Origin of the sequence: Staphylococcus muscae (genome assembly GCF_003019275.1) — a bacterium.
Taxonomy (GTDB): Bacteria; Bacillota; Bacilli; order Staphylococcales; family Staphylococcaceae; genus Staphylococcus; species Staphylococcus muscae.
The window spans coordinates 1,852,934-1,876,292 of the sequence record NZ_CP027848.1 but is presented as its reverse complement, the minus strand read 5'-3'; the positions used below and the strand labels follow the sequence as shown (position 1 = coordinate 1,876,292).

The 23,359-nt window shown below is 36.0% G+C and carries 21 protein-coding genes and 1 pseudogene; 8 read left to right on the top strand and 14 right to left on the bottom strand.

The annotated features are described in order from the left end of the window. Positions 1-142: 142 nt before the first annotated feature. Entirely contained in the window at positions 143-706 is a 564-nt protein-coding gene (gene lepB, locus C7J88_RS09215; protein ID WP_095115582.1) for a signal peptidase I, read from the bottom strand. A gap of 225 nt (positions 707-931) precedes the next feature. Further along, positions 932-2,002 carry a GGDEF domain-containing protein GdpS gene (gene gdpS, locus C7J88_RS09210; RefSeq protein WP_095115580.1) on the bottom strand — a complete coding sequence of 357 codons (1,071 nt, stop codon included), beginning with the start codon at positions 2,000-2,002 and terminating at the stop codon, positions 932-934. 252 nt (positions 2,003-2,254) lie between these two features. Between gdpS and C7J88_RS09205 the strand changes: the two genes are divergently transcribed. Further along, complete coding sequence (locus C7J88_RS09205; RefSeq protein WP_095115578.1) at positions 2,255-3,295, top strand: glycosyltransferase family 4 protein; 1,041 nt, start codon at positions 2,255-2,257, stop codon at positions 3,293-3,295. A gap of 58 nt (positions 3,296-3,353) precedes the next feature. Here the strand turns inward: C7J88_RS09205 and C7J88_RS09200 are convergent. Then, positions 3,354-4,594 (bottom strand): annotated as a pseudogene (locus C7J88_RS09200) (aminoacyltransferase). A gap of 418 nt (positions 4,595-5,012) precedes the next feature. After that, positions 5,013-5,504 carry a hypothetical protein gene (locus tag C7J88_RS10675; RefSeq protein WP_282956680.1) on the bottom strand — a complete coding sequence of 164 codons (492 nt, stop codon included), beginning with the start codon at positions 5,502-5,504 and terminating at the stop codon, positions 5,013-5,015. Between C7J88_RS10675 and C7J88_RS10800 the strand changes: the two genes are divergently transcribed. Beyond that, positions 5,404-6,288, top strand: a complete 885-nt coding sequence (locus C7J88_RS10800) for a peptidoglycan DD-metalloendopeptidase family protein (protein WP_408640783.1) — start codon at positions 5,404-5,406, stop codon at positions 6,286-6,288. The two genes, C7J88_RS10675 and C7J88_RS10800, sit on opposite strands and share 101 nt — an antisense overlap. Before the next feature lie 512 nt (positions 6,289-6,800). Here the strand turns inward: C7J88_RS10800 and C7J88_RS09185 are convergent. From C7J88_RS09185 to C7J88_RS09175, 3 genes are all read right to left on the bottom strand, one after another. Then, complete coding sequence (locus C7J88_RS09185) at positions 6,801-7,907, bottom strand: glycerate kinase (RefSeq protein WP_095115574.1); 1,107 nt, start codon at positions 7,905-7,907, stop codon at positions 6,801-6,803. A 113-nt stretch (positions 7,908-8,020) separates the two neighbouring features. After that, positions 8,021-8,341, bottom strand: a complete 321-nt coding sequence (ytxJ, locus tag C7J88_RS09180; protein WP_095115572.1) for a bacillithiol system redox-active protein YtxJ — start codon at positions 8,339-8,341, stop codon at positions 8,021-8,023. A 245-nt stretch (positions 8,342-8,586) separates the two neighbouring features. Further along, positions 8,587-9,459: an EMYY motif lipoprotein gene (locus C7J88_RS09175; protein ID WP_095115570.1), complete on the bottom strand. Its 873-nt coding sequence runs from the start codon at positions 9,457-9,459 to the stop codon at positions 8,587-8,589. Positions 9,460-9,564: 105 nt separating this feature from the next. Between C7J88_RS09175 and C7J88_RS09170 the strand changes: the two genes are divergently transcribed. From C7J88_RS09170 to C7J88_RS09160, 3 genes are all read left to right on the top strand, one after another. After that, positions 9,565-10,080, top strand: coding sequence for a GrpB family protein (locus C7J88_RS09170; RefSeq protein WP_095115568.1), 516 nt, complete (start codon positions 9,565-9,567; stop codon positions 10,078-10,080). Between the two features lie 73 nt (positions 10,081-10,153). Next, positions 10,154-11,086 (top strand): UDP-N-acetylmuramate dehydrogenase, encoded by a 933-nt coding sequence (murB, locus tag C7J88_RS09165; protein WP_371866978.1) that lies wholly within the window; start codon positions 10,154-10,156, stop codon positions 11,084-11,086. A 5-nt stretch (positions 11,087-11,091) separates the two neighbouring features. Then, entirely contained in the window at positions 11,092-11,409 is a 318-nt protein-coding gene (locus C7J88_RS09160; RefSeq protein ID WP_095115564.1) for a CHY zinc finger protein, read from the top strand. A gap of 57 nt (positions 11,410-11,466) precedes the next feature. Here C7J88_RS09160 and nrdF read toward each other — a convergent pair whose 3' ends face one another. The 3 genes from nrdF to nrdI form a co-directional block, all read right to left on the bottom strand. Continuing rightward, positions 11,467-12,429: a class 1b ribonucleoside-diphosphate reductase subunit beta gene (gene nrdF, locus C7J88_RS09155; protein ID WP_095118108.1), complete on the bottom strand. Its 963-nt coding sequence runs from the start codon at positions 12,427-12,429 to the stop codon at positions 11,467-11,469. A gap of 128 nt (positions 12,430-12,557) precedes the next feature. Further along, positions 12,558-14,663: a class 1b ribonucleoside-diphosphate reductase subunit alpha gene (gene nrdE / locus C7J88_RS09150; protein WP_095115562.1), complete on the bottom strand. Its 2,106-nt coding sequence runs from the start codon at positions 14,661-14,663 to the stop codon at positions 12,558-12,560. Further along, the gene (gene nrdI, locus C7J88_RS09145; protein ID WP_095115560.1) at positions 14,626-15,024 is read right to left on the bottom strand and encodes a class Ib ribonucleoside-diphosphate reductase assembly flavoprotein NrdI; all 399 of its coding nucleotides are present in this window, start codon (positions 15,022-15,024) and stop codon (positions 14,626-14,628) included. The genes nrdE and nrdI overlap by 38 nt, the downstream gene beginning before the upstream one ends. Before the next feature lie 676 nt (positions 15,025-15,700). Between nrdI and C7J88_RS09140 the strand changes: the two genes are divergently transcribed. The 3 genes from C7J88_RS09140 (at position 15,701) to C7J88_RS09125 (ending at position 18,850) form a co-directional block, all read left to right on the top strand. After that, positions 15,701-16,585 carry a DMT family transporter gene (locus C7J88_RS09140; RefSeq protein ID WP_095115558.1) on the top strand — a complete coding sequence of 295 codons (885 nt, stop codon included), beginning with the start codon at positions 15,701-15,703 and terminating at the stop codon, positions 16,583-16,585. 20 nt (positions 16,586-16,605) lie between these two features. Continuing rightward, entirely contained in the window at positions 16,606-17,106 is a 501-nt protein-coding gene (gene queF, locus C7J88_RS09135) for a preQ(1) synthase (RefSeq protein WP_095115556.1), read from the top strand. 232 nt (positions 17,107-17,338) lie between these two features. Next, positions 17,339-18,850, top strand: a complete 1,512-nt coding sequence (locus C7J88_RS09125; RefSeq protein WP_095115554.1) for a peptide MFS transporter — start codon at positions 17,339-17,341, stop codon at positions 18,848-18,850. Between the two features lie 116 nt (positions 18,851-18,966). Here C7J88_RS09125 and C7J88_RS09120 read toward each other — a convergent pair whose 3' ends face one another. The 4 genes from C7J88_RS09120 to C7J88_RS09105 all read right to left on the bottom strand — a co-directional run bounded on the left by C7J88_RS09120 (position 18,967) and on the right by C7J88_RS09105 (position 23,230). Beyond that, entirely contained in the window at positions 18,967-19,494 is a 528-nt protein-coding gene (locus tag C7J88_RS09120) for a 5' nucleotidase, NT5C type (protein ID WP_095115552.1), read from the bottom strand. A gap of 77 nt (positions 19,495-19,571) precedes the next feature. After that, positions 19,572-20,621 carry a histidinol-phosphate transaminase gene (gene hisC / locus C7J88_RS09115; RefSeq protein WP_095115550.1) on the bottom strand — a complete coding sequence of 350 codons (1,050 nt, stop codon included), beginning with the start codon at positions 20,619-20,621 and terminating at the stop codon, positions 19,572-19,574. 141 nt (positions 20,622-20,762) lie between these two features. Next, positions 20,763-22,277 carry an ABC transporter permease/substrate-binding protein gene (locus C7J88_RS09110; protein WP_095115548.1) on the bottom strand — a complete coding sequence of 505 codons (1,515 nt, stop codon included), beginning with the start codon at positions 22,275-22,277 and terminating at the stop codon, positions 20,763-20,765. After that, a complete protein-coding gene (locus tag C7J88_RS09105; RefSeq protein ID WP_095115546.1) occupies positions 22,274-23,230 on the bottom strand; it encodes an ABC transporter ATP-binding protein in 957 nt (318 codons plus the stop codon). The genes C7J88_RS09110 and C7J88_RS09105 overlap by 4 nt, the downstream gene beginning before the upstream one ends. Positions 23,231-23,359: the final 129 nt, after the last annotated feature.

The window sequence follows — 23,359 nt, the reverse complement described above, 5'->3', positions numbered from 1 at the left end:
ATTATGCATCAATCACAAAAGACCTCAAAATCCATCTCGAATTTTGAGGTCTTCCTATCGTTATTGTAACTTAATAATCGGGTTAAACATCACTTTGTTACGGCCTTCATTTTTTGCAACATATCATCTGTAAAGTTGATAATTATGTATTAAAGTTAGTAGTAAATTGATTAAATGGCCAAAAACGTATAATAACTTTCCCAACAACTTGTTGTTTGGATATTAATCCTAGTTCTGTACTCCTACTATCGATACTGTTTTGTCTGTTATCTCCTAATACTAAATACTTGTCTTTAGGAATGTTATCTTGACCATTCGAGCCTACAAGTGAACGTGTTGAAAAGTTTTCAGTCAATGTCTTTCCTACTTTATGACTTTTATTTTCTTCTAAGTAAGGTTCTTCTATCCTTTTTCCGTTAACATATAATTGGTCGTGTTTATATACAATATGATCGCCCGGCTTTCCAATTACACGCTTAATATAATTTGTATTTGCATCTTTGTGAAACACAATAACGTCGCCATGATCAATTTGATTCAACTGATTAGATATTTTACTAACAATCACACGATCTTGATCATTAAATGTTGGATACATTGACAGTCCGCTAACTTTATATACAGATGCAACAAATTGCGTGATAACTAATGAGATGACAACTCCAATAACGATGGCCACTAACCATTCAAATAGTCCCTTTTTCATACATTCACCTTCAATTTAGATATAAAAAATTATTCATATCATTTAAAGCAAGTATTTTAATGCTCTTTATATTTTAGAATAGCTTTTAATATTATTAGATTAGCATAGTCATAATTGGAATCATAGATTTTTCTTAGCTGTTGTCCACAACTGATATCTAGAAGACTCTATTTTCTATCACAAAAGACCTCAAAATCCATCTCGAATTTTGAGGTCTTCCTATCGTTATTGTAACTTAATAATCGGGTTAAACATCACTTTGTTACGTCCTTCATTTTTCGCAACATGCAACATATCATCTGCATCTTTGAAAACTTTGCGCTGTGATTTGTATACATCGTCTGTGAGATATCCAACACCAATCGATACAGACAACTTAATGACTGTTTTGTCAGGCAAGTGGAAACTTGACTTCTCAACAGCGACACGAATACTTTCTGCCAGTTTTACACAAGCATCTAAAGAACAATCACGTAACACAATCGAAAATTCTTCTCCACCATTACGGAAAATCTTCGTATCTTTTGGTACATAGTTTTCAAGTAAATGTGCCATTTGTTTTAAGACGGCATCTCCTGCCTGATGTGAATGGGCATCATTAACATCTTTGAAACCATCAATATCAATTAAAAGTAACCCTAAGCTTTGATTTTGTTGTTGTGCTTCATTCGATATCTCATTCAGATGTCTATCAAACTCTTTTACATTTCCAAGACCTGTCAGATAATCAATCTTCTCTTCATTCTCATAACGTTCAATTAGACGGAAGAATCGATGGACATCCATGTAAAAGAATGCTGTTACTAAAGTTGTCACAATTGAAAGTGGGACTAGGTAAAGCACTGCTTCCGTATCATAGTTCGGTGCAAACCATGCGATAACGAGTAAAATAATAATACTGATTACATTTAAAATTTGAATAGCAATAATGTGATTGTATTTAATAAATGGCCCAACCGTGCTTGCCACACCTGCTATAATAATTAATGCAATTGCAAATATCAGTGGCATTGATAAGACGAAATAGCCGACAAGTGCTAGAATAATTGCTGACAAAAATGTATAAATGGCATTTGTATACCGTCCTAAAAAAAGTATAGGTACAAATGATAAAAGAATTGCATAGCCAGCAATAGGCACTGGATAATATGTGAGTAGTAGTCCAACAATTGTCATTAAAACAGTCATATAACTTTTTGAAAAACGAAAATCATGTGATTCTGCATATTGCAGACGATGAAATACATAAATACCTGCAATTGTAACAGAGATATTATAAATAATTGCTTGAATCATAAGCGTCGTCTCCTTTGCATCAACATCTATTGTATTTGAAAAGTTACTTTTTGTCATCAGCAATGTTCAGAAAGCTTTTACAAAAATGATATGATTTATAGAGATATAATTGGTTAACATGTGATAAGATAAGTAAAGCTAGAAATTAAAACATCTCTTAATCTAAATTCAGTATGGTTCTGATATACGAACTTTCTATTTTGACGACATATATAATACATAAAAATTACATTTATTGACGAGGGTGACCTGATGTATACATTAACACTCATTGCAGTCTCTATGATTGTCAGTTTGATCGTAACGCCTGTTGTGATCGCTGTATCCAAAGAATTAGATATTGTTGACAAACCGAATTTCCGAAAGGTACATACAAAACCAATTTCTATGATGGGTGGCGCCGTTATACTCATCTCTTTCTTTATCGGCATTTGGCTCGGCCATCCGATTGAACGGGAAACAAAACCTTTACTATTAGGTGCCATTATTATATATCTTGTAGGGTTGATTGACGACTTATATGATATAAAACCGATTTTAAAACTGCTAGGTCAAACCCTTGCTGCTTCGATTGTTGTTATGTACGGCGTTACAATTGATTTTATTTCATTACCAATCGGTCCAACAATCCACTTCGGTTGGTTAAGCATTCCTATTACAATTATTTGGTTCCTTGCGATTATTAACGCTATCAACTTAATTGATGGCCTAGATGGGCTTGCTGCCGGAATTTCAACAATTGCTTACGTTACAATTGCATTTATCGCTATTTTGCAAGGTAACATTTTCATCATTATGATTTGTAGTGTTCAAATTGGTGCTTTATTAGGATTTTTAGTTTTCAACTTCCATCCAGCAAAAATATTTTTAGGCGATAACGGTGCCTTACTACTCGGCTTTATCATTGGTTTTGTCTCTCTTCTTGGATTCAAAAACATCACATTTATTTCACTGTTTTTCCCAGTGGTGATTTTAGCCGTACCATTTATCGATACACTATTTGCGATGATTCGACGCGTTAAAAAAGGCCAACATATTATGCAAGCAGATAAGTCTCACTTACATCACAAGTTGCTAGAATTAGGCTATACGCATCGTCAAACGGTCATATTAATTTATGCTATTGCCGTGATGTTCAGTGTCGTAAGCGTCATTCTTTACTTATCGCAGCCGTGGGGCGTCTTTTTAATGATTATTTTAATTATTATCACAATCGAACTCATCGTTGAATTTACAGGATTGATTGACAACGAATACCGCCCACTTTTAGATATGATTGCACGTCGTCGTTAATATAAAAAGAGCCGTAAACTCAAAAAGTCAAAGATACTTTTGGTTTACGGCTCTTTTTTTAGCGATTAATGCGCTGATATAACTTATAGATCAATGGTTTGACAGGTTTTATGAAGTCACCAATATATTCTTCCACATGTGCATTAAATCCTTCTTTGAAACGCTAAACACCAGCATCTTCTGCACCGTCACTAAAGTCTCCAGTAATACCATAGAAATTATAACGATCTATATGATGTTCCTTTGCAAACTTAATCATTTCCCATTGTAAACGATACGCCCCCATATACGCATTGTACTTCGGATTCGAACCACTTGATAAATAATACATTTCATGTTCATTATAGATATAAAGCGCAGCCGCTAAGTCTAATATAGTACCATCCGTTTCAATCAGTTGTTCTGTTTCTGCTAACTTCTTCTCTTGTTTCTCTAATTGTTGCTTCACTTGTTGATGTTTGGTCTTACTTTTTTTAGAATTTGGATTTTCTTGTAACTTTTGTTCCGCTTCTTTAAGTGCTTGATATAAAGATACCGTTTTTTCTTTTTGCTTTTCCAACAAATTCTCTAAATCAATATAAGCCAACTTCAACATACTATTTCCTGAATATATACGTTGCATCTTCTCAAAATAATCTTGATCACGGAACTTGAAACCATGTTTTTCTTCAGCCATTCTGAACAACTTAAAGAATCGATCTGTTTCATCGATAGATAGCGTACGAACTTGTACATCCATCTCGTATGTTTTTTAATATTACGTCTCGTTTGATAATCCATTTCTTTCAGCAATTGATCTTCTGATTTATCTGCCAAATCCAATACAGACAACCAACGAATTTGACTGGTTTGAGAATAACCAACTGAATATCCTTGATGTTCAAAACCAAGTTGAGCTATTTGTTTAATGAATAAGTCGTTATCATAATGTTTCAATATATTGCCTTTCGTATCACGTAGATTTTCTAATAAGTATGGATCTGTTAATACAAAAAGACAATTGTGTTTTTTTAAATACTCTGTCAAATGGTAGTAGAAAAATTTCACAAGATACAAATCTTGATAATCCATGACAGGCCCTCTATGTGTATAAAAATATTTAAAAAACTTTAAGCTTCTTGCTTCCGTAAGTAGGCATGCGGCTAAAACAGTGCCATCTTCATCTTTCACACCTACTAAGTGGACATCTTTTTGATTCACACTACGAAACGAAAAGTGTTCATGACTTTGTGTATAATGCAAGAAATTATCTTTTACAAATGTTTCAAACTCATGTTGATTTAAACGACCAAACTCCATTAATTGAACAACTCCTTTTTATACATTTAGATATCATTATTCTAACATAAACAGCAAAAAACCAGGCATCTCAACAATGCCTGGTCTCTTAAATTTTACGGAGGGAGAAGGATTCGAACCAACGCAAGCATAAAGCTCCTAACTAAATATAAAATTTAGTCCCCTTAAGCCAGACTTGGGTATCCCTCCAAATTTATCATCTGAATACATAATAACTTTTCCAAAAAAATATGTCAACAATAAAACTTTATGGTATTATAATATTGTAAAATAATATATGGGTGATTACATTGAAAGAAATCAAAAAGAACTTCTTATTTTCTAAAAGCATTACTCTGTCAATAACTACATTTGCATTGGGGTCTATTTTTGTATTGAATAGTGACTATGCAGAAGCATCTGAATTAAAACCATCTCTTCATGATTCAACAATTAACATTAATACTTCTAATGATTCAAACGTCGACTCTAACACTTCTACTTCTATTGATTCAAACGTCGACTCTAACACTTCTACTTCTATTGATTCAAACGTCGACTCTAACACTTCTACTTCTATTGATTCAAACGTCGACTCTAACACTTCTACTTCTATTGATTCAAACGTCGACTCTAACACTTCTACTTCTATTGATTCAAACGTCGACTCTAACACTTCTACTTCTATTGATTCAAACGTCGACTCTAACACTTCTACTTCTATTGATTCAAACGTCGACTCTAACACTTCTACTTCTATTGATTCAAACGTCGACTCTAACACTTCTACTTCTATTGATTCAAACGTCGACTCTAACACTTCTACTTCTATTGATTCAAACGTCGACTCTAACACTTCTACTTCTATTGATTCAAACGTCGACTCTAACACTTCTACTTCTATTGATTCAATAAAACCAAAACCTGACACAAACTCAATAAACAATTTTGATAGTTTTTTTCGTAAAGCAGCAACATCTAGTCATGATGCACGATGGCTAACTCAATATAAAAGAGGATATGGACCTTATCCACTAAATATCAATAATGGGAGACACTACGGTATAGATTTCTTCATGAATATCGGAACTCCGGTCAGAGCAATTTCAGATGGAAAAATAGTAGAAGCTGGATGGAGTAATTATGGTGGTGGTAATCAAATTGGATTAATTGAAAAAGATGGTATCCATAGACAATGGTATATGCATTTAAGTAAATTCAACGTTAAAGTTGGAGATGTTGTTAAAGTAGGTCAAATTATAGGATGGTCGGGTAGTACTGGGGCTTCTACTGCTCCGCATTTACATTTCCAAAGAATGACCAATAATTTCTCAAATGCATCAGCACAAGATCCCCTACCATTTTTAAAAAGTGCTGGATATGGCAGTAAAATTACTACTAAACCTACTACTAAACCTACTACAACTAATAATGGTTATAAGGTTAATAAATACGGGACTCTATACAAGGCTGAGTCAGCTAGTTTTACTGCAAATTTTGAAATAATAACAAGAACTACTGGTCCTTTCAGAAGCATGCCTCAAGCTGGTGTTCTTAAAGCTGGACAAACTATTAAGTATGATGAAGTTATGAAACAAGACGGCCATGTGTGGATTGGTTATACTAACTCTAAAGGAGCTAGAGTTTACGTACCAGTTAGAACTTGGAATAAAGCAACTAATGAATTAGGTAAACTATGGGGAACAATCAAATAATAATTGTTATCGATTGAAAATAATAATTAGTACAAACCTTTTACTTCTTATTAATTGTATAATATAAGCTTTCTCTTTTTAATAAATATAGTATATCAACATATTTATGTTCGATAAATATGTCGATATACTTTTTATATTTCACTGATAGAAATAACAAATAGAAATGTAGCATAATGATTATACGTTAAATTAATATACTAAAATAAGTATCGTAGTAGATATCTAAAATAAAAAATATGTTTACTAAAATTTTCAATTATAGCCATCCATACCATAAAAAGCATCTACAACTTTTATGAAAAAATATGAGTTTCACTTTCACCTCTTAAATTATTAACGAAAGAAAAAATCGAACCGTCGAAAGTATATGGTTTCTATATTAAATATAAAAAAATGTTTTCTTAAGACAAACTCAGTTAACTCAAAACTACTAATTCTATCCAGTACACCTTTTTCATCGAACAACGCAACAATTTACGAAACAATACACTTTTAATTACTTAGAGCAATTATGCATTAAGTAATTTAATCGCTTGTATCGTATAGTTGCGTAACTGAACACCTAATTTGAAGTCTGTATATGTTTTTGGCATTTCAATGAATGTATTAAACATTCCTGTAACACCTAATGCTTCAAACTGTGCGAATTTATCCGTTGTACCGCATATCGCAATGCTTTTCTTATCATACTGTTTGGCAAGCTCTGCAATGCGCAATGAAGACGTTTCGATTAACTGATCTTGTTCGTTCAAGCCTTCACCGAAGATAATCAAATCTGCCTGCTGCACTAATTGTTCCAACCCCATAATTTGATCAACAAGTATGTGACTCGTCACAATTTCAGCACCTAATAGTGCTGTTGAGATTGCGGCTATACCACCTCCTGCTCCTCCACGTTCAATCGGTGCCAAAGTAATGTGTAAGTTACTTTTAAATAATTCACTGAAATACCATAACAAATTATCGATTTCCACTGCTTCTTCATATGTGATGCTCACTTCTGTATAGCGCTGTAATATCTCGCTTTTTTTACCATAAAAATGGCTGTCAAAATCACTCAAAACTTGAATACGTGCATCATAAAGGTCATCGCGTAGTTCTGACACATCGATACGACGAATGTGTTTGATTTGTCCCACGCCTTGTCGCATGTCCACTTCTTCTCCATCATCGTTATAAAAGTGCACACCTAGCGCTTGAAGCATTCCTGCACCGCCGTCAAAGACATGCGTTCCTCCAACAGAGACCGCTATATGATTCGTCCCTTGATCTAATGCCGCATTGATCATTTCGCCCAACCCGTAACTCGTCTGTTGAATGGGTGGTACGTCTGCTCTGAGAAACTGACTCGCTTCTATCACAGTCAATCCTGTATCAGTTTGACCATATGTTGCGGTCACAGGACGCATTTGTGCATCGTGAACATCTATTTGATACTGAGTTCCTGAATGCCATAATAAAGTTGCTTCTAATAACTCATGACGTCCATTAAATAATGGCACTTGTACAATATCAGCACTTTCAATTTGACTCGCCACCGCTTCTTCAACATAACGATTGGCTTCGTAGCTAGAAATAATCCCTTGATATGCATCCACGGCTACTAGTACTTTCATCTCGTCACCTCATTCGTTCAATCATTGTCTCATTTTACCACAAAATACCATAAAAAAAGAACGTGTCGCCTCCTCATCATTGTACTCAGAGTCCTATCACGTTCTTCTTTTAATTATCCTTCTGCTTCAGCGAGCGAAGATACATTAATATTTTGATGGCTGTCATGCCATGCAACATTCCCTTCCACAAAATAAAGGGCTTGTGGTGTTTCATGTTTTATGCCTGTCTTTTCTTCGATATAGTTAGATAGTGCTCTGTCTTGTTGTACGACTACATAATAGCCATCCATATCTCGTTCATACAAAAATTTGTTAAATTGATCCAATGCACTTTCTGAAATTGGACAAGTATCGCTATGTTTCAAAATAAAAATATCATGATTGTCATGAATGACTTGTTCGAATTGGTCTATCGAAGTTAGCTTAATCGCCATGTTATTCTTCACCTCTAAGTAAAATTTCAATTCGTCTCTTAGGCAAACTTTCCATCTTACATTCGTTTCGTAACGTTTACCATTATACACATTATCATTCTTGTTGTTAACCATTAATTTATGTTGTGTTTTTGTACGATATTGATATGTTTGTTCATCACACACTTTGACGCAAATTGACTGTCTCGTGATGTTCGTAATCCGCTATCTATTAACCATACCCTTTTTTACCTCTCTTCAATCACTTACAAGTCTTGGTGCGCTTGTTTAAATGCACGATCATAATGTTTGAGATCTTTAGAATCTGTCATCAAACTATTCACATCTGTCTTCTCAAGTGACGCACTATATTCTATGGCCTTTGCACGTTCATTGTAATAATGTTCAAGGTTATAATACATCTCAATGGCGCTCTGACGTGCTTGACTTACTGAATTGTTGTGCAGTTGTTTTTGATTTAATGCACGAATTTGTTGTTGAATGAGCGGGATTGTCTGTGACTTAAACACTTGTGCATCCGGATTCTCCCCTGCATCTTCTACACTTTTTTTAATCTCTTCATTATTTTTCTGCAATATCTCTTCCAAAGCAGCCGCTTCTTTTGCCCCTGTTGCTGATGTTTGTGCATCTGCAATATAGCTCTCTACTTGTGCACGATGCCATTCAAATGATTGGGTATCATTTAAAATATTTTCATTCGTCTCCATTGATTTGATATATTGAGACACAAAGTGTTTGAGACGTTCAATTTCTTGTTCTTTTCCCTCTAGCCCCTTCAAATAAAGTTGCTTTATCTCTTTTAACTTTTCATTAGACGTTGGTAATTTCTCGGCTTCTTGTTGATAATCATTAAATTTAGGTATTAATTCTTTATGAATCTTTTCTTCTAATTCTTGGAATGATTCTTTATGTTTATCCGTTGCTTCTCCTTTAACCCAGTGATTCAATTTATGGAGCTTCAAATCATCCAATGTTTCATTAAATATTTTTTCTTTCGATTCAACATGTGACAGCTGTGCATCAAACGTCTCTTTATCCCGTTGTGATTGTCCACCACATGCTGTCAACATCATGATACTTATAATACTCAATGTTAATAGCTTCTTTATCTTTTTCATGTTAGCCCCCTTAACATTTCGTATTATACCGAAACATATTTAACTTGAAAATAATATGTGTTATAGTAATGCAGAATTATTGCACAACACTATGAGGAGGCGCCTATGTATCCATATGTTCAACCCTTCGTCACCAATCTAACCAAAGCAGAAATGGCACATCAATATGAGTCATACCGTACACTGCTATTTGACTTGTTAGATTCGCCAATTAAGTCCACTCAGCACATTGGCGGAACAAAACATTTTAATTATCCGACTGAACCCATTTTAGATATTTTAGTCGGCGTTGATAACTTACACGATATTACATCATTAGATGAGAAACGACTTAATTACGCAGGATTTTATCGTCTACATCACACGTACCATAAAAAGGTAATGATGGCACGCTTCCATAATCTAACTGATTTGAAGCAACAAGTACGCTTACATATTATACAGAGAAACACACCTTTGTTTGATGAGTATATTGCGATTGATCAGTTACTGACAGAATCATCAGAAGCAAGTGCGTTTTTTGCAGAAAAGAAGCAAGCATTATTTTCAGATAGCCAAAAGATCAGAGATTACGAAGAAGGAAAACAATCCCTTTTTTCACAACTTCGTACAATGTTATAAAGCTGATACATGACTTTCCATACTGAGAACAGTTAAAATAGAGATAATGATAATAGAAAGGATGTTACACAGAATGAATTCGAACATCTTGCAAGACCTTAAACAAATGATCCCCTCAGACATTATTAAAGTTGATGAACCACTCAAAAAATATACGTATACAGAAACAGGTGGTATTGCTGATTTTTACATTTCACCGAAACGTTATGAAGATGTTCAACAAGTGGTGAAATATGCCTATGACAACGAAATCCCAGTGACTTATTTAGGAAACGGTTCGAATATTATTATTCGTGATGGTGGAATTCGTGGGATTGTCTTAAGTTTGTTGGAACTTAATCATATCCAATCTTCTGATGCTAATATTATCGCAGGAAGTGGTGCAGCGATTATTGACGTATCTCGCAAAGCACGTGACTTATCACTCACAGGACTCGAGTTTGCTTGTGGCATTCCTGGATCAGTTGGTGGTGCTGTGTACATGAACGCTGGCGCATACGGTGGCGAGATCAAAGATGTGATTGATTATGCACGTGTCATCGATGAAAAAGGTAATATGATTCAACTCACGCACAATGAATTGGCGCTCGATTACCGCAACAGCATTATTCAAAGTGAACATTACGTTGTACTTGAAGCTACTTTTACACTAGCGCCTGGCAAACAAGAAGACATCCAAGCTGTGATGGATGACCTTACAGAACGACGTGAATCAAAACAACCACTTGAATACCCTTCATGTGGAAGTGTTTTCCGCCGACCACCCGGTCACTTTGCTGGTAAACTCATCCAAGATGCGCAATTGCAAGGTCACCGTGTCGGTGGTGTCGAAGTTTCTAAAAAACATGCAGGTTTCATGGTTAATGTTGATCACGGCACAGCGACTGATTATGAAAATCTCATCAAACACGTCCAACAAGTTGTTAAAGAGAAGTTTGATGTCAATCTTGAACGTGAAGTACGTATTATTGGCGAATCACTTGATGAAACATCAACAGAAGGATAAGTCAGATGGTATACATTTATGGCGCAACTGTCGACAACGAAACACGGTGTGTGCATTACCACACTGAACTTGATATCATCGCTATCAAGTTCAAGTGTTGCGACAAATACTATCCCTGTATCCATTGCCATAACGAAGCAGAAACACATCCAGCTGAACAGTGGCCAGCGAACAGCTTTGATCATACGAAAGCTATTCTTTGTGGTGTTTGCCAGCATGAAATGACGATTCAAAGCTATATGGACCATATACAGTGTCCCAACTGCTACGCCCCGTTCAACAGTCGATGTCAGCTTCACTACCATTACTATTTTGAAGTATAACGAAGAAGCGGTACGCACATATCTCCATATGTGCGTACCGCTTCTTTAGTTTATTCATTAAAATAAAAAGTCTTCATCACGTAATGCTTCAACATTCAAGGCTAACGTATAACCATCACCTTTTACTGAGAAGAAGTCATGGTTTTTCGTTGTTGTATCCAATGCATTCTCAATGATCGGATTGAATTCTCTCTCTTCAAAATACGGCTCGAAACCTAAATTCGATAACGCTTTATTGCCGTTATATCGAACGTAATTCAAGACGTCTTCAGTTAAGCCGATTGGATCATACAAACTACGTGTATAAGATTCTTCATTCGCATAAAGTTCTTCTAACATCTTGTACATTTCACGGTCGGCTTGTTGCTTTTCGCTCTCGGATAGTTCATTGCGCAAACTTTGTGCATCCAAACCTGTGAACACGCCATGAATTGACTCATCAAGCAAAATTTTACGGATAATCTCACCAGACGTTGTCATACGGCCTTGTCCCGCTAGATACAATGGATAGTAAAATCCAGAATAGAACAGGAATGTTTCTAAAAATACACTCGATACACGCGCCATATATTGATCATAAATAGAGGCTTCTTTTTTCCATAATTTATGATAATTACCAACAATTTTTTCAGATTTGAACTTCAAATGTGGTTCTTCTAACACCCATTTATCTAATAATTCGTTCGTCTCTTTAGAGGGTAACAATGTCGTGAAAATGTGTGAATAACTTTTCGCATGAATTTGTTCCATCATTCCCATAAAAGAATAAACTGCTTTTTTACGCAAATCTTTCGTATGCATCATAATGAGCGGCATGCCGTCATCTGCTTGATGTGTATCTAAACCTGTTAAACCTGCCAATGCCTTTTTAAATGCATCTTGTTCAGCTTCCGTTAATGTTTTCCAGCTTGCAATGTCTTTGGAAACTTTAAACTCCGTTTCCACCCACATCTGTGCAATATTTTGGCGCCAAAACATATTCGTCATGTCTTCTTGTGTATTCCAATTAACAGCAATCATTGACATAAAAATCTCCTATCTATCATTTTTCACATATGAATTATTTAAACATGAATGATGATAGCGTGACGATCATCACTGATCACAAATAGTCACGCATCGTTCATCGCTCTATTACGTCATTCCTTCTATATCGCACAGCTTGTACATTCTTCAACGCTCAACAATTTGTTACGCGTATAATAGAGTGATTTAAGCCCTTTATGGTGTGCATAAACATAGAGACGTGCCAATTCTCGTGTTGAAATATCTGAGTTAACATATAAAATTGTTGAGATGCCTTGGTCAATATGTGTTTGAATCGTTGCAATCAAATCGATTAACTTCATTTGATCTGTATTGAATGCCGACTTGTAATACCACATTGTTTGTGGTGACAAGAATGGCATTGGGTAGAACGTCTCTGCATTTCCGTACGTACGTCGTTCAATTTGATCAACAATTGGCATAACAGAACTTGTTGCATTTTGCACATAAGAAATACTTTGCGTTGGTGCAATTGCCAAACGATACGCATGATAAAGACCATACTTTTTAACATCTGCTTCTAATGCACGCCAATCTTCTTGTGTTGGGATTTCATGTGGACCAAACAATGCTTTTACTTTGTCAAATTGTGGTAAAAACGCTTCTGACGTATAACGTTCAAAATAACGTCCACTTGCATAGTCAGATTGTTCAAAGCCTTTGAAAGCTTCTCCACGTTCTTTCGCAATTTGCATTGAACGTTCAATTGAATAATAGTTCATCATCATAAAGAAGACATTCGCAAAATCTTTCGCTTCTTCAGACTCATAGTTGATTTGGTTTTTAGCTAAATAACCGTGTAAGTTCATCACACCAAGCCCTACCGAATGAAGCTCGCTATTCGCTTTTCTCACACCCGGTGCATTCTGAATATCTGCTTCATCACTTACAACTGTTAATGCGTCCATACCTGTATGAACTGAGTCACGGAACTTATCAGACTCCATCACATTAACGATATTCAGTGAACCTAAGTTACATGAAATATCACGTTTGATTTCATCTTCAATACCATAATCATTAATAATAGATGTTTCTTGAAGTTGGAAAATCTCCGTACATAGATTACTCATCTTAATTTGACCGATATTACTATTCGCATGTACTCGGTTCGCATTGTCTTTGAACATCAAATATGGATACCCTGATTGCAATTGTGTTTGTGCAATCATGTTCAACATCTCACGTGCATCTTTACGTTTCTTCATAATATTTGGATTCTCAACAAGGCGGTCATAGTATTCATCGATATTGATATCATCTAATGTAATACCATATTCTTGTTCGACCGTGTGTGGTGCAAACATATAGAAGTCCTTTCCTTCTTTCGCCAAGTCAAAGAACTTAGACGGCACGATTAAACCCGTTGAAATCGTTGATAAACGTAAATCTTCATCGGCATTTACTTTTTTCGTATCTAAAAATTCTTCAACGTCGTAATGGAAAATATTGAGATACACCGCACCTGCCCCCGGACGTTGACCGAGTTGATCAGCATAGCTGAAACCACCTTCAAGTGCTTTGGCAACAGGTAATACACCTTTTGCCACACCTTTGATTCCTTTGATTGCTTCACCACGTGCACGCAACTTAGATAAGTTGATCGCAACACCGCCGCCAATCTTACTCAATTGCTTCGCTGTCGAATCAATGAAGTTAATTGAGTTCAAACTGTCATCAACTTCTAATAAGAAACATGACACCAACTCACCACGTCTCGCACGACCCGCATTTAAAAATGTTGGCGTTGCTGGTTGATATCGTTGGTCAATCATTGCTTGAACAAAGCGTTTTGCTAACGCAACATCACCTTTTGCCAAGTACAATGAAACAATCGTTACGTGTTGATGATAGTTTTCTAGATATTGCGATTTATCATTTGTTTTTAATGCATAATCTTTGAAAAACTTACTTGCAGACATATAACTCGCAAACTTAAATGACAAACCATTCGCAAAGTCAATAATCTCTTGTAGTTGTTCTTCTGTATAGTCATTAAATACATTGTAGTAGAACTGATTTGCAACTAAGAAATGAAGGCGGGCTAATTCGCTATCAAAGTGGACGGTTTTGTCATGAATCTCTTCCAAGTAAACATTCAATGCTTCTTGGTCTTTCTCCAAATTAAAAAAGCCATTCTCGTTTCTTTTCGTCACTTCATTGTTTAACTCAATATGATTGTATTGCTTCTCTTCCATAGCTTTCATCAAAATTAACCACCTTCTCCTTAAATTCTAACGTATCCTTCAAAGTACCGTGTAATTCAAATTTCATAAGTAACGGTACTTGATACATTTCTGAAATTGTGACCCCTGCTTTGGCAAAGTTATTGCCCCAATTACGGTTACCACTTGCTGCTACACCTTTTAGCAGATGATGATTCACCGCTAAAAATTCCGTCACAGGTGTTGGTACTTCACCAAATCCAATTGTGCCTGTAACTAAAATAAATGGCTCTGAAACTGGTTCAGAGGCATTTATTTCTGTTATCTCATATAAATTATTTAATTCTGTGCGTTTGAGAAATCGTCTAACATTGCCAGTAAAAGAATAATATACCACTCTCATGAAACAACCACCTTTCACACACGCTCCCCATGTTTGGGTCAGCGTTTATCGATTTCTAAGCGTACAATTTATAATGTCTAAATCCCTACCAATAGAAAGCATGATATGTATTTCATTACACTCTGATTACGAACATACATTCCCTGTCTATAAAAAAGAATTTGTACATAAGAATTCATGATGAAAATAAAAATCATAAAGTACTTAGAACGCCTTCAATTTTTTGAATTTGATTCATGCATAATATCTTATTCGTTACACAGCAATAAGATATATGCAGTGTATTCAAATAATACAAAACACAATATGTAGTGTGCGTTGTATTATTTGAATACAACATTCTGTGCTTCATTATACCTAACTCGTACTATAAAGGGAAGGGAAAAATATTGAACTATTACATCACCGTGCTGGCACAGTGCATCAAAAAGCGATGGTATCAATGTGTAGGACTTTTTAAAAATTCTTTGAACATATCGTTTCAATTTTTGAATTGTAATTCCAGAGAGTTACCACAGAACGTATGTTCCGTTTGTAATGTATTTATTATTTAAAATCAACGAACCTAATGTATCATCATTTCAATCTCAAAAGCAAAAATTTGAAATGTAGCACAACCATTCCTTTTGTGCTACGATAGAAACGTTGAAAATTAAGTTAATGTAGAGGCGATTACATGAACTCAAAAATGAAAGGCATCATCGCAATCTTAATATCTGCTATTGGTTTTAGCTTTATGGCAGTTTTTTTTCGTCTTGCTGGCGATTTACCTGTATTTCAGAAATCATTAGCACGAAATTTTGTAGCGATGTTTATCCCTTTGTTTTTCATCTTGAAATATAAACAACCTTTTTTTGGTAAATTAAGTAGCCAACCTCTGCTAATTACACGATCAATGCTCGGCTTAACAGGTGTTTTACTCAACATCTATGCCATCGATCATATGGTATTAAGTGATGCAGACATCTTAATGAAACTCAATCCTTTTTGGACGATTTTACTCAGTTTAGTCATCTTAAAAGAACATATTGAGCGCTATCAATTCATTGCAATGATTGTTGCGATTATCGGTATGTTCTTTGTCGTCCAACCTGAACTTTCATCCGATGTAATACCTGCAGTTATTGGTCTACTATCTGGTATCTTTGCAGCTGCTGCTTATACTGCAGTTCGTGCACTCAGCACACGAGAAGCACCTTATACAATTGTGTTCTATTTCTCATTCTTTTCTGTTGTGGCACTTTTACCATTCGTCTTGTTCACTTATGAACCTATGACAAGTATGCAAATCACTTATTTAGTCTTTGCTGGGTTGTCTGCCGCTGTGGGACAGATTGGTGTGACAATTGCTTATAGTTATGCACCTGCCAAAGATATTTCTATTTTCACTTATGCATCTATTTTATTTACCGCACTCATTGGTTTTATCCTGTTCGGGGAATCACCTGATTTTTATGCGGTCATTGGCTACGTCATCATTTTAACTGCAAGCTATTATATGTTTGAAGTTGCACGACGTTCAGCGTCACCTAATCGACGTCAGTCACAATCTAAAACTTAAATGATAAAGGAGGTCTTGTGATGTCTGAAGGACGTTCAAAAGAAGACTTACAAGATATTACATTACTTGGTAACCAAAATAACACTTACAACTTTGATTATCGCCCGGATGTACTCGAGTCATTCGATAATAAACATCAAGGTCGTGATTACTTTGTTAAATTTAATTGTCCAGAGTTCACATCACTTTGTCCAATTACTGGACAACCTGATTTTGCGACAATTTATATTTCATACATTCCAAATGTGAAAATGGTTGAATCAAAGTCACTGAAACTCTACTTGTTCAGTTTTCGGAATCATGGAGATTTTCATGAAGATTGTATGAATATCATTATGAATGATCTCATCGACTTAATGGACCCACACTATATTGAAGTATGGGGTAAGTTCACACCACGCGGTGGAATTTCAATTGATCCATATACGAACTATGGTCGTCCAAATAGTAAATATGAAAAAATGGCTGAATATCGTATGATGAATCATGATCTCTATCCAGAGACGATTGATAATCGATAATTCCAGCCTACTATACGCATTCATGTGATGGTTGTCTCATGATGAACATCTTAGAAATCTTTCACTTTTTAAGTGTCAGTTTTCATAAGTGTTCAATCAAACGGCAATCATCACTTTTTTTAATAATTTATAACAACAAATCTAACATATTATTTTTTCAGAATTTTCTTGTTAAAAACAGATAATAGGTATAAAATAGTATTTATTCTCACGAAAGGAAAGGGGAATTATTATGAGCAAACATTACACGAGAGAGGAAATCCTGAATAGTACACCACGTACAGGTTTCTTCGGGCACCCAAAAGGACTAAGCACCCTATTCTTCACAGAGTTTTGGGAGAGATTTAGTTATTATGGTATGAAAGCCATTTTAGCCTATTACATTTATTACTCTGTTGCAAAAGGTGGCTTCGGTATCGATCAAGGTGTCGCACTTCAGATCGTATCAATGTATGGGGCGTTAATCTACATGAGTGGCGTTATCGGTGGTTGGATTGCCGACCGTATTATCGGTACACGACATGCGCTGTTCTATGGTGGTATTTTAATTATGGTGGGGCATATTTTACTATCACTACCGAACAACTTCACACTCTTATTAGTCGCATTACTATTCTTGATTATCGGTACAGGTTTATTAAAACCAAACATTTCTTCAACAGTCGGCTTATTGTATGAAAAGAACGATCCACGAATGGATTCAGCATTCACCATTTTTTACATGTCAATCAACTTAGGTGCATTAATTTCACCATTGATCATCGGTTGGACTCAAATCAATGTTGGTTTCCATGCTGGATTTGCTATTGCAGCTGTCGGAATGTTCTTTGGACTACTTACATATTTCTTAACGAACAAAAAATATTTAGGTTTAGCAGGGTTAGAAGTACCTGACCCATTGACTAAAGAAGAACGTGCAAAATTCATCAAAATTTTAAGCGCGATTGCCATTGTTGTAGTGATTGTATGTGTATCTCTTGCTATGTTAGGTCAACTTACGATCGCAAACTTCGCTAATTTTGTTACATTCTTAGGTGTTGGTTTGCCACTATTCTATTTCGTAAAAATGCTTACGAGCAAGAAAACAGCAGACTACGAACGCAAACGCGTCTATGCATACATCCCACTGTTCATCGCATCTGTGGCATTCTGGATGATTCAAGAACAAGGTTCAACTGTATTAGCACAATTTGCAGATACAAAAACGCAACTTGACTTAGCAAAAGTAACGGGTGGTTTAATTGACTTCCACATTCCACCAGCGTGGTTCCAATCATTGAATCCACTGTTCATCGTCGCTTTTGCACCTTTATTCTCAATATTATGGGTGAAACTTGGCCGCTTTAATCCACCAACTGTTATCAAATTTGCAATCGGTGTATTATTAGCAGGTGTATCATACTTAATCATGGTGATTCCTTTATCTGCTGGTGCAGAGTTAATCAACCCATTCTGGTTAGTCGCAAGCTTCTTAATCGTTACATTAGGTGAGCTTTGCTTATCACCAATTGGTTTATCAACAACAACTAAATTGGCACCTGAAGCCTTTACAGCGCAAATGATGAGTGTCTGGTTCTTATCTAATGCCATGGCACAAGGTATCAATGCACAAATGGTGACAGTTTATACAGCTATTAGCTCAAACCAATACTTCTTATATTCAGGAAGTATTGCCCTTGCAATCGGTGTGTTACTATTCGTCGCATCACCATTCATTAAAAACTTAATGCAAGGTGTTAAATAATCAATATATGATAAAATAAGCACTTTCTCATTGAATGAGAAAGTGCTTATTTACGTCTTCTCTTTTCAAACGAACAGCCACCCTTCCTAGATAATGGAACAGGTGGCTGTTGATGATTATTTCAAAAAGTATGCTTCTACTTCACGCCAATTTTCAAGACGTTCGAAATCAGTATTTCCTTGATTGTGTGGTGCACCAAACATCAACGATTTTCCTTTAAAAATACTGAGTTGTTTTGGGTTATCATCTATTAAATAATCAGTAGCCGCAATATTTTTACGTCCACAGAATACGAAATGCTGTGGATCTAAAAATGGAAAATATTTACGCAACCATTCATACTTATCATGGAATGAAGTCGGCACATCCATTGCTGCTGTCACGATATATACATCGTATTTTTCAGCAAGTCTCTCTACAACTTCTTGGGCGTCTTTGATGACAGGTAAACGACCGAAGAAACCATCCGCTTCCAAGATTTCACGAATCACTTTTTTATGTTCTGGCATAATATCATATATCTTCTTACCCATAATTTGTTCGATTGTGATACCAAGTTGCGTACGTTCATTGAATTCCTCTAAAATTGCACCGAACGTATCTGCCAAAACTTCATCCATATCAATTCCGATTGATTCTCTCATGCTATCGCTCCTTGTGACTGTCGTAACTCTGTCTTTATTATAGCAAAATGCACTCTCTACGTCCTTTTGAACACCCCTTAAAATTCAGAAAGCACTTGTCGAATCACTTCATTTTGTTCAGGAAATCCAAACGTAATACGCACACCATTTGGAAAGGCACGTGCAATAATACCCGCTCTCAGCAAAGCTTCATCTAGCTCAGCCACACGATCTGTTTCAACAAAAATAAAGTTTGTTTGTGTTGGGTATAGTGTCAAGGTTGTATCAATGTTCTCAAACTTTTCACGTTCTTCTTTATTCAATGCCACAGTTTTTTCTAAATTTGCTTGATCTTTGAAGGCAGCAAGTGCCGCTTGTTCGGATAAGCGTGTTGTGTTGAATGGTGGACGAATGACATTAAGTTGATCTGCTAACGTTGTCGATGCAATCATATACCCAATACGTAGTCCTGCTAAGCCGTATGCTTTAGAGAATGTGCGCAACATCGCAATATTGTCATACTTCTTCATCAGTGCAATCGTATCTGGATAGTCATCTGCTGTCACATATTCCGCATAAGCTTCATCAAACAAAATTGTAACATGTGACGGTACTTTTTGAATAAACGCTTCAATGTCTTCAGTATTATGATAAGTTCCCGTTGGATTATTGGGATTACAAATCCATACAAGTGCTGTCTCTTCATCCACAGCATCTGCAATTGCATCTAAGTCAAATGCCCCATCTCTTAATGGTACTTGAACAAAACTCGCATCTTCAACAACTGCATTATGGAAGTATTGACCAAATGTCCCTTCACTTGTAACTACCTTATCTCCAGATCGAATCACAGTTCGAGAGATGATGACAATCATTTCATCTAAACCCGCACCAAAGACAACCTGTTCTGGCGCAACATCATAATGTGTCGCAATCGCTTCTTGTAATAGGGGGGCATTAGGTTCTGGATACAAAAACAAGTCATCCACATGAGCTTTGACCGCCTCTTTCGCTTTTGGTGATGGACCATAGACATTCTCGTTTGAAGCGAGTTTATGTAATTCACCCGTAATCCCTAGTTTTTTCTTCAAAGCCTCTGGTGATAAGCCAGGTGTGTATGCACGTAACTGCGATATTTGTGACTTCATAATCAAAACCTCCGTTTTATCTGAAAATTTAAAATATGTTAATTATTATAACGATTAAAGTCCAAAATATCTAGTGTTGCTTATGTTTATCTTTAAGAAAACGTAGCAGAATTTCAAAATAGATTCTGCTACGCTCTAAGTTTAATCAATTAAATGTTGTTTTTTCAAATACGCTTTTGCGACATCATAAGGGCGTTCCCCTTTTTCAGCAACACGATAATTCATGTCTTGCATTTCCTCATCTGTAATTTTACCTTCAAGTTCATTTAATGCAGAAGCCACTTCAGGATGTTCATCAAGAAAAGCTTGTTTAAACAACGGAGCTCCTTGATAAGGCGGGAAAACTTGCTGATCATCTTCTAAGACCACCATATCATACTGTTTCAATTCTGCATCTGTTGAGTAAGCATCAATCAAATTAATGTCACCTTTTTCTACGGCTTGATATCGCAACTTCGGTTCCATTGTTTTCACTTGATTAAAGTTCAAATCATAGGCTTTTTGTACTTTAGGATAGCCATCTTCACGGTCATTAAATTCTAAAGTAAATCCTGGTTTAATGTCATTTTCAACCCGCTTCAAGTCACTGATTGTTTTCAAATCATGTTCTTCGGCAAACGATCTTTTCACCGCTAAAGCATATGTGTTATTATATTTCATCGGTTTAAGTAATGTCATGTCATACTTCGACTCCAAGCTTGTTTTTGCTTGATTGTAAACTTCAGACTCGTTATTTGATTTCGGTTGCTCTTTCGTTAATTCACCTAAAACTGTACCAGTAAATTCTAAATAGCCATCAATTTCATCAGCTTTTAACGCATTAAATAAGAAAGTCGTTTTACCCATACCATCTTTAACATCAACTGTATAATCTGTTTTTTCTTCAATGATCAACTTATACATGTTCGTAATAATTGATGGTTCTGTCCCTAACTTTCCTGCCACTGTAATCTTATCTTCTTTTTGTGCGAGCATAGGCGCGAGAGAAACGCTTAACATAACAACAAGTATTGCTGCAAGTGTCATCATCATTCTGCGATAAGAGACACGGCTTAATACACGTAAGATTATATCAAATGCAATCGCTAATAATGCAGCTGGAATCGCACCTATTAAGATGAGTGACGTATTATTGCGGTCAATACCGAGCAAGATTAAGTCACCTAATCCACCTGCTCCAATGAGTGCAGCTAATGTTGCTGTTCCGATGATTAAAACCATTGCTGTACGCACACCAGCCATAATGACTGGCATTGCAAGTGGGAGTTCGACACGCAGTAATCGTCGTGCTGGCTTCATACCAATCCCTTTCGCCGCTTCAATAAGAGATGTGTCTACGCCGACAATTCCAGTATACGTATTGCGAAGAATTGGCAATAACGCATAGATTACTAATGCAATCACTGCTGGTACGGTACCAATCCCAAACAATGGAATCATTAAGCCGAGCAAAGCAAGTGATGGAATCGTTTGAAGGACAGCCGCTACATTGATAATTGGCTCAGATAATTTCGGTGTCTTCGTCAATAAAATACCGAGTGGTACACCGATGAGCACAGCAATTAATAACGCAATAAATGACAGTTCAATATGTTCAAGTAATGCTCCGAACAATTCACTTTTACGTTCGGACAGTGTTGAAATAAATGTATTCATCGTGCGTCACCTACCTTGTTCTGAGATAGGAAACGAAAAATATCTTCTCTCGTGAGACGCCAATACTGACCGTCCATTTCAATCATCACCGCTTCATGTGTCGCTAGTTCACGATACACATCGCTCACTGCATCGTTTCGATGAACGATTGGTAAGGTGTCTTCATTTCCTGTAACTGGTGCACCTGCTAATTCAACAATTTTACCAATAGAGAAGTGATTCAGTACGACACTTGTAAGATTCCCAATAAATTGACTCACAAATTCATTTTTCGGTGCTTTGACAAATTCATTCGGAGTCCCAATTTGTTCTACACGCCCTTGATTTAATAAGCATATGCGATCGCCAAGTTTGAATGCTTCTTCAATATCATGCGTCACAAAAACAATCGTTTTTTTAATTTTACTTTGCAATGCCAGTAAATCATCTTGAAGTTTTTCTCTCGTAATGGGATCTAACGCACTAAACGGCTCATCCATAAGAATCACAGGTGGGTCTACTGCCAGAGCACGTACAACACCTACACGTTGACGTTGTCCACCTGACAGTTCACTTGGCATGCGATCTCGAAATTGTTCGGGTGGCAATCCAACCATATCTAACAATTCATCAACACGTGCATCAATATCTTGTTTGTTCCATTGTTTCATCAACGGCACTTGTGCGATGTTGTCACGAATGGTCATATGTGGGAAAAGTGCAATTTGTTGCAATACATAACCCATATCCCAACGCATCTCATAGACTGAATAGTCACTGATCGGTTTCCCCTTGAAGTAAATATAACCTTCAGATAAGTCAATCAAGCGATTAATCATCTTCATCGTTGTCGTCTTACCTGAACCAGAAGGACCAATGAGCACGAAGAACTCGCCTTCTTTCACTTCTATATTGACACGATCGACTACTGTTTTGTTGCCATATCGTTTTGATACATTTTCAAACTTTATCATTGTCTCACTTCTTTGTCTTTTTTTAATTACTTAAACATACCATACCCATATCTTCAAATCTTACCCATATTTAAACACATTTTTTCAAAGTTTTATCCTTATTTGCTTGTTCTTCACAAAAAGAAACAC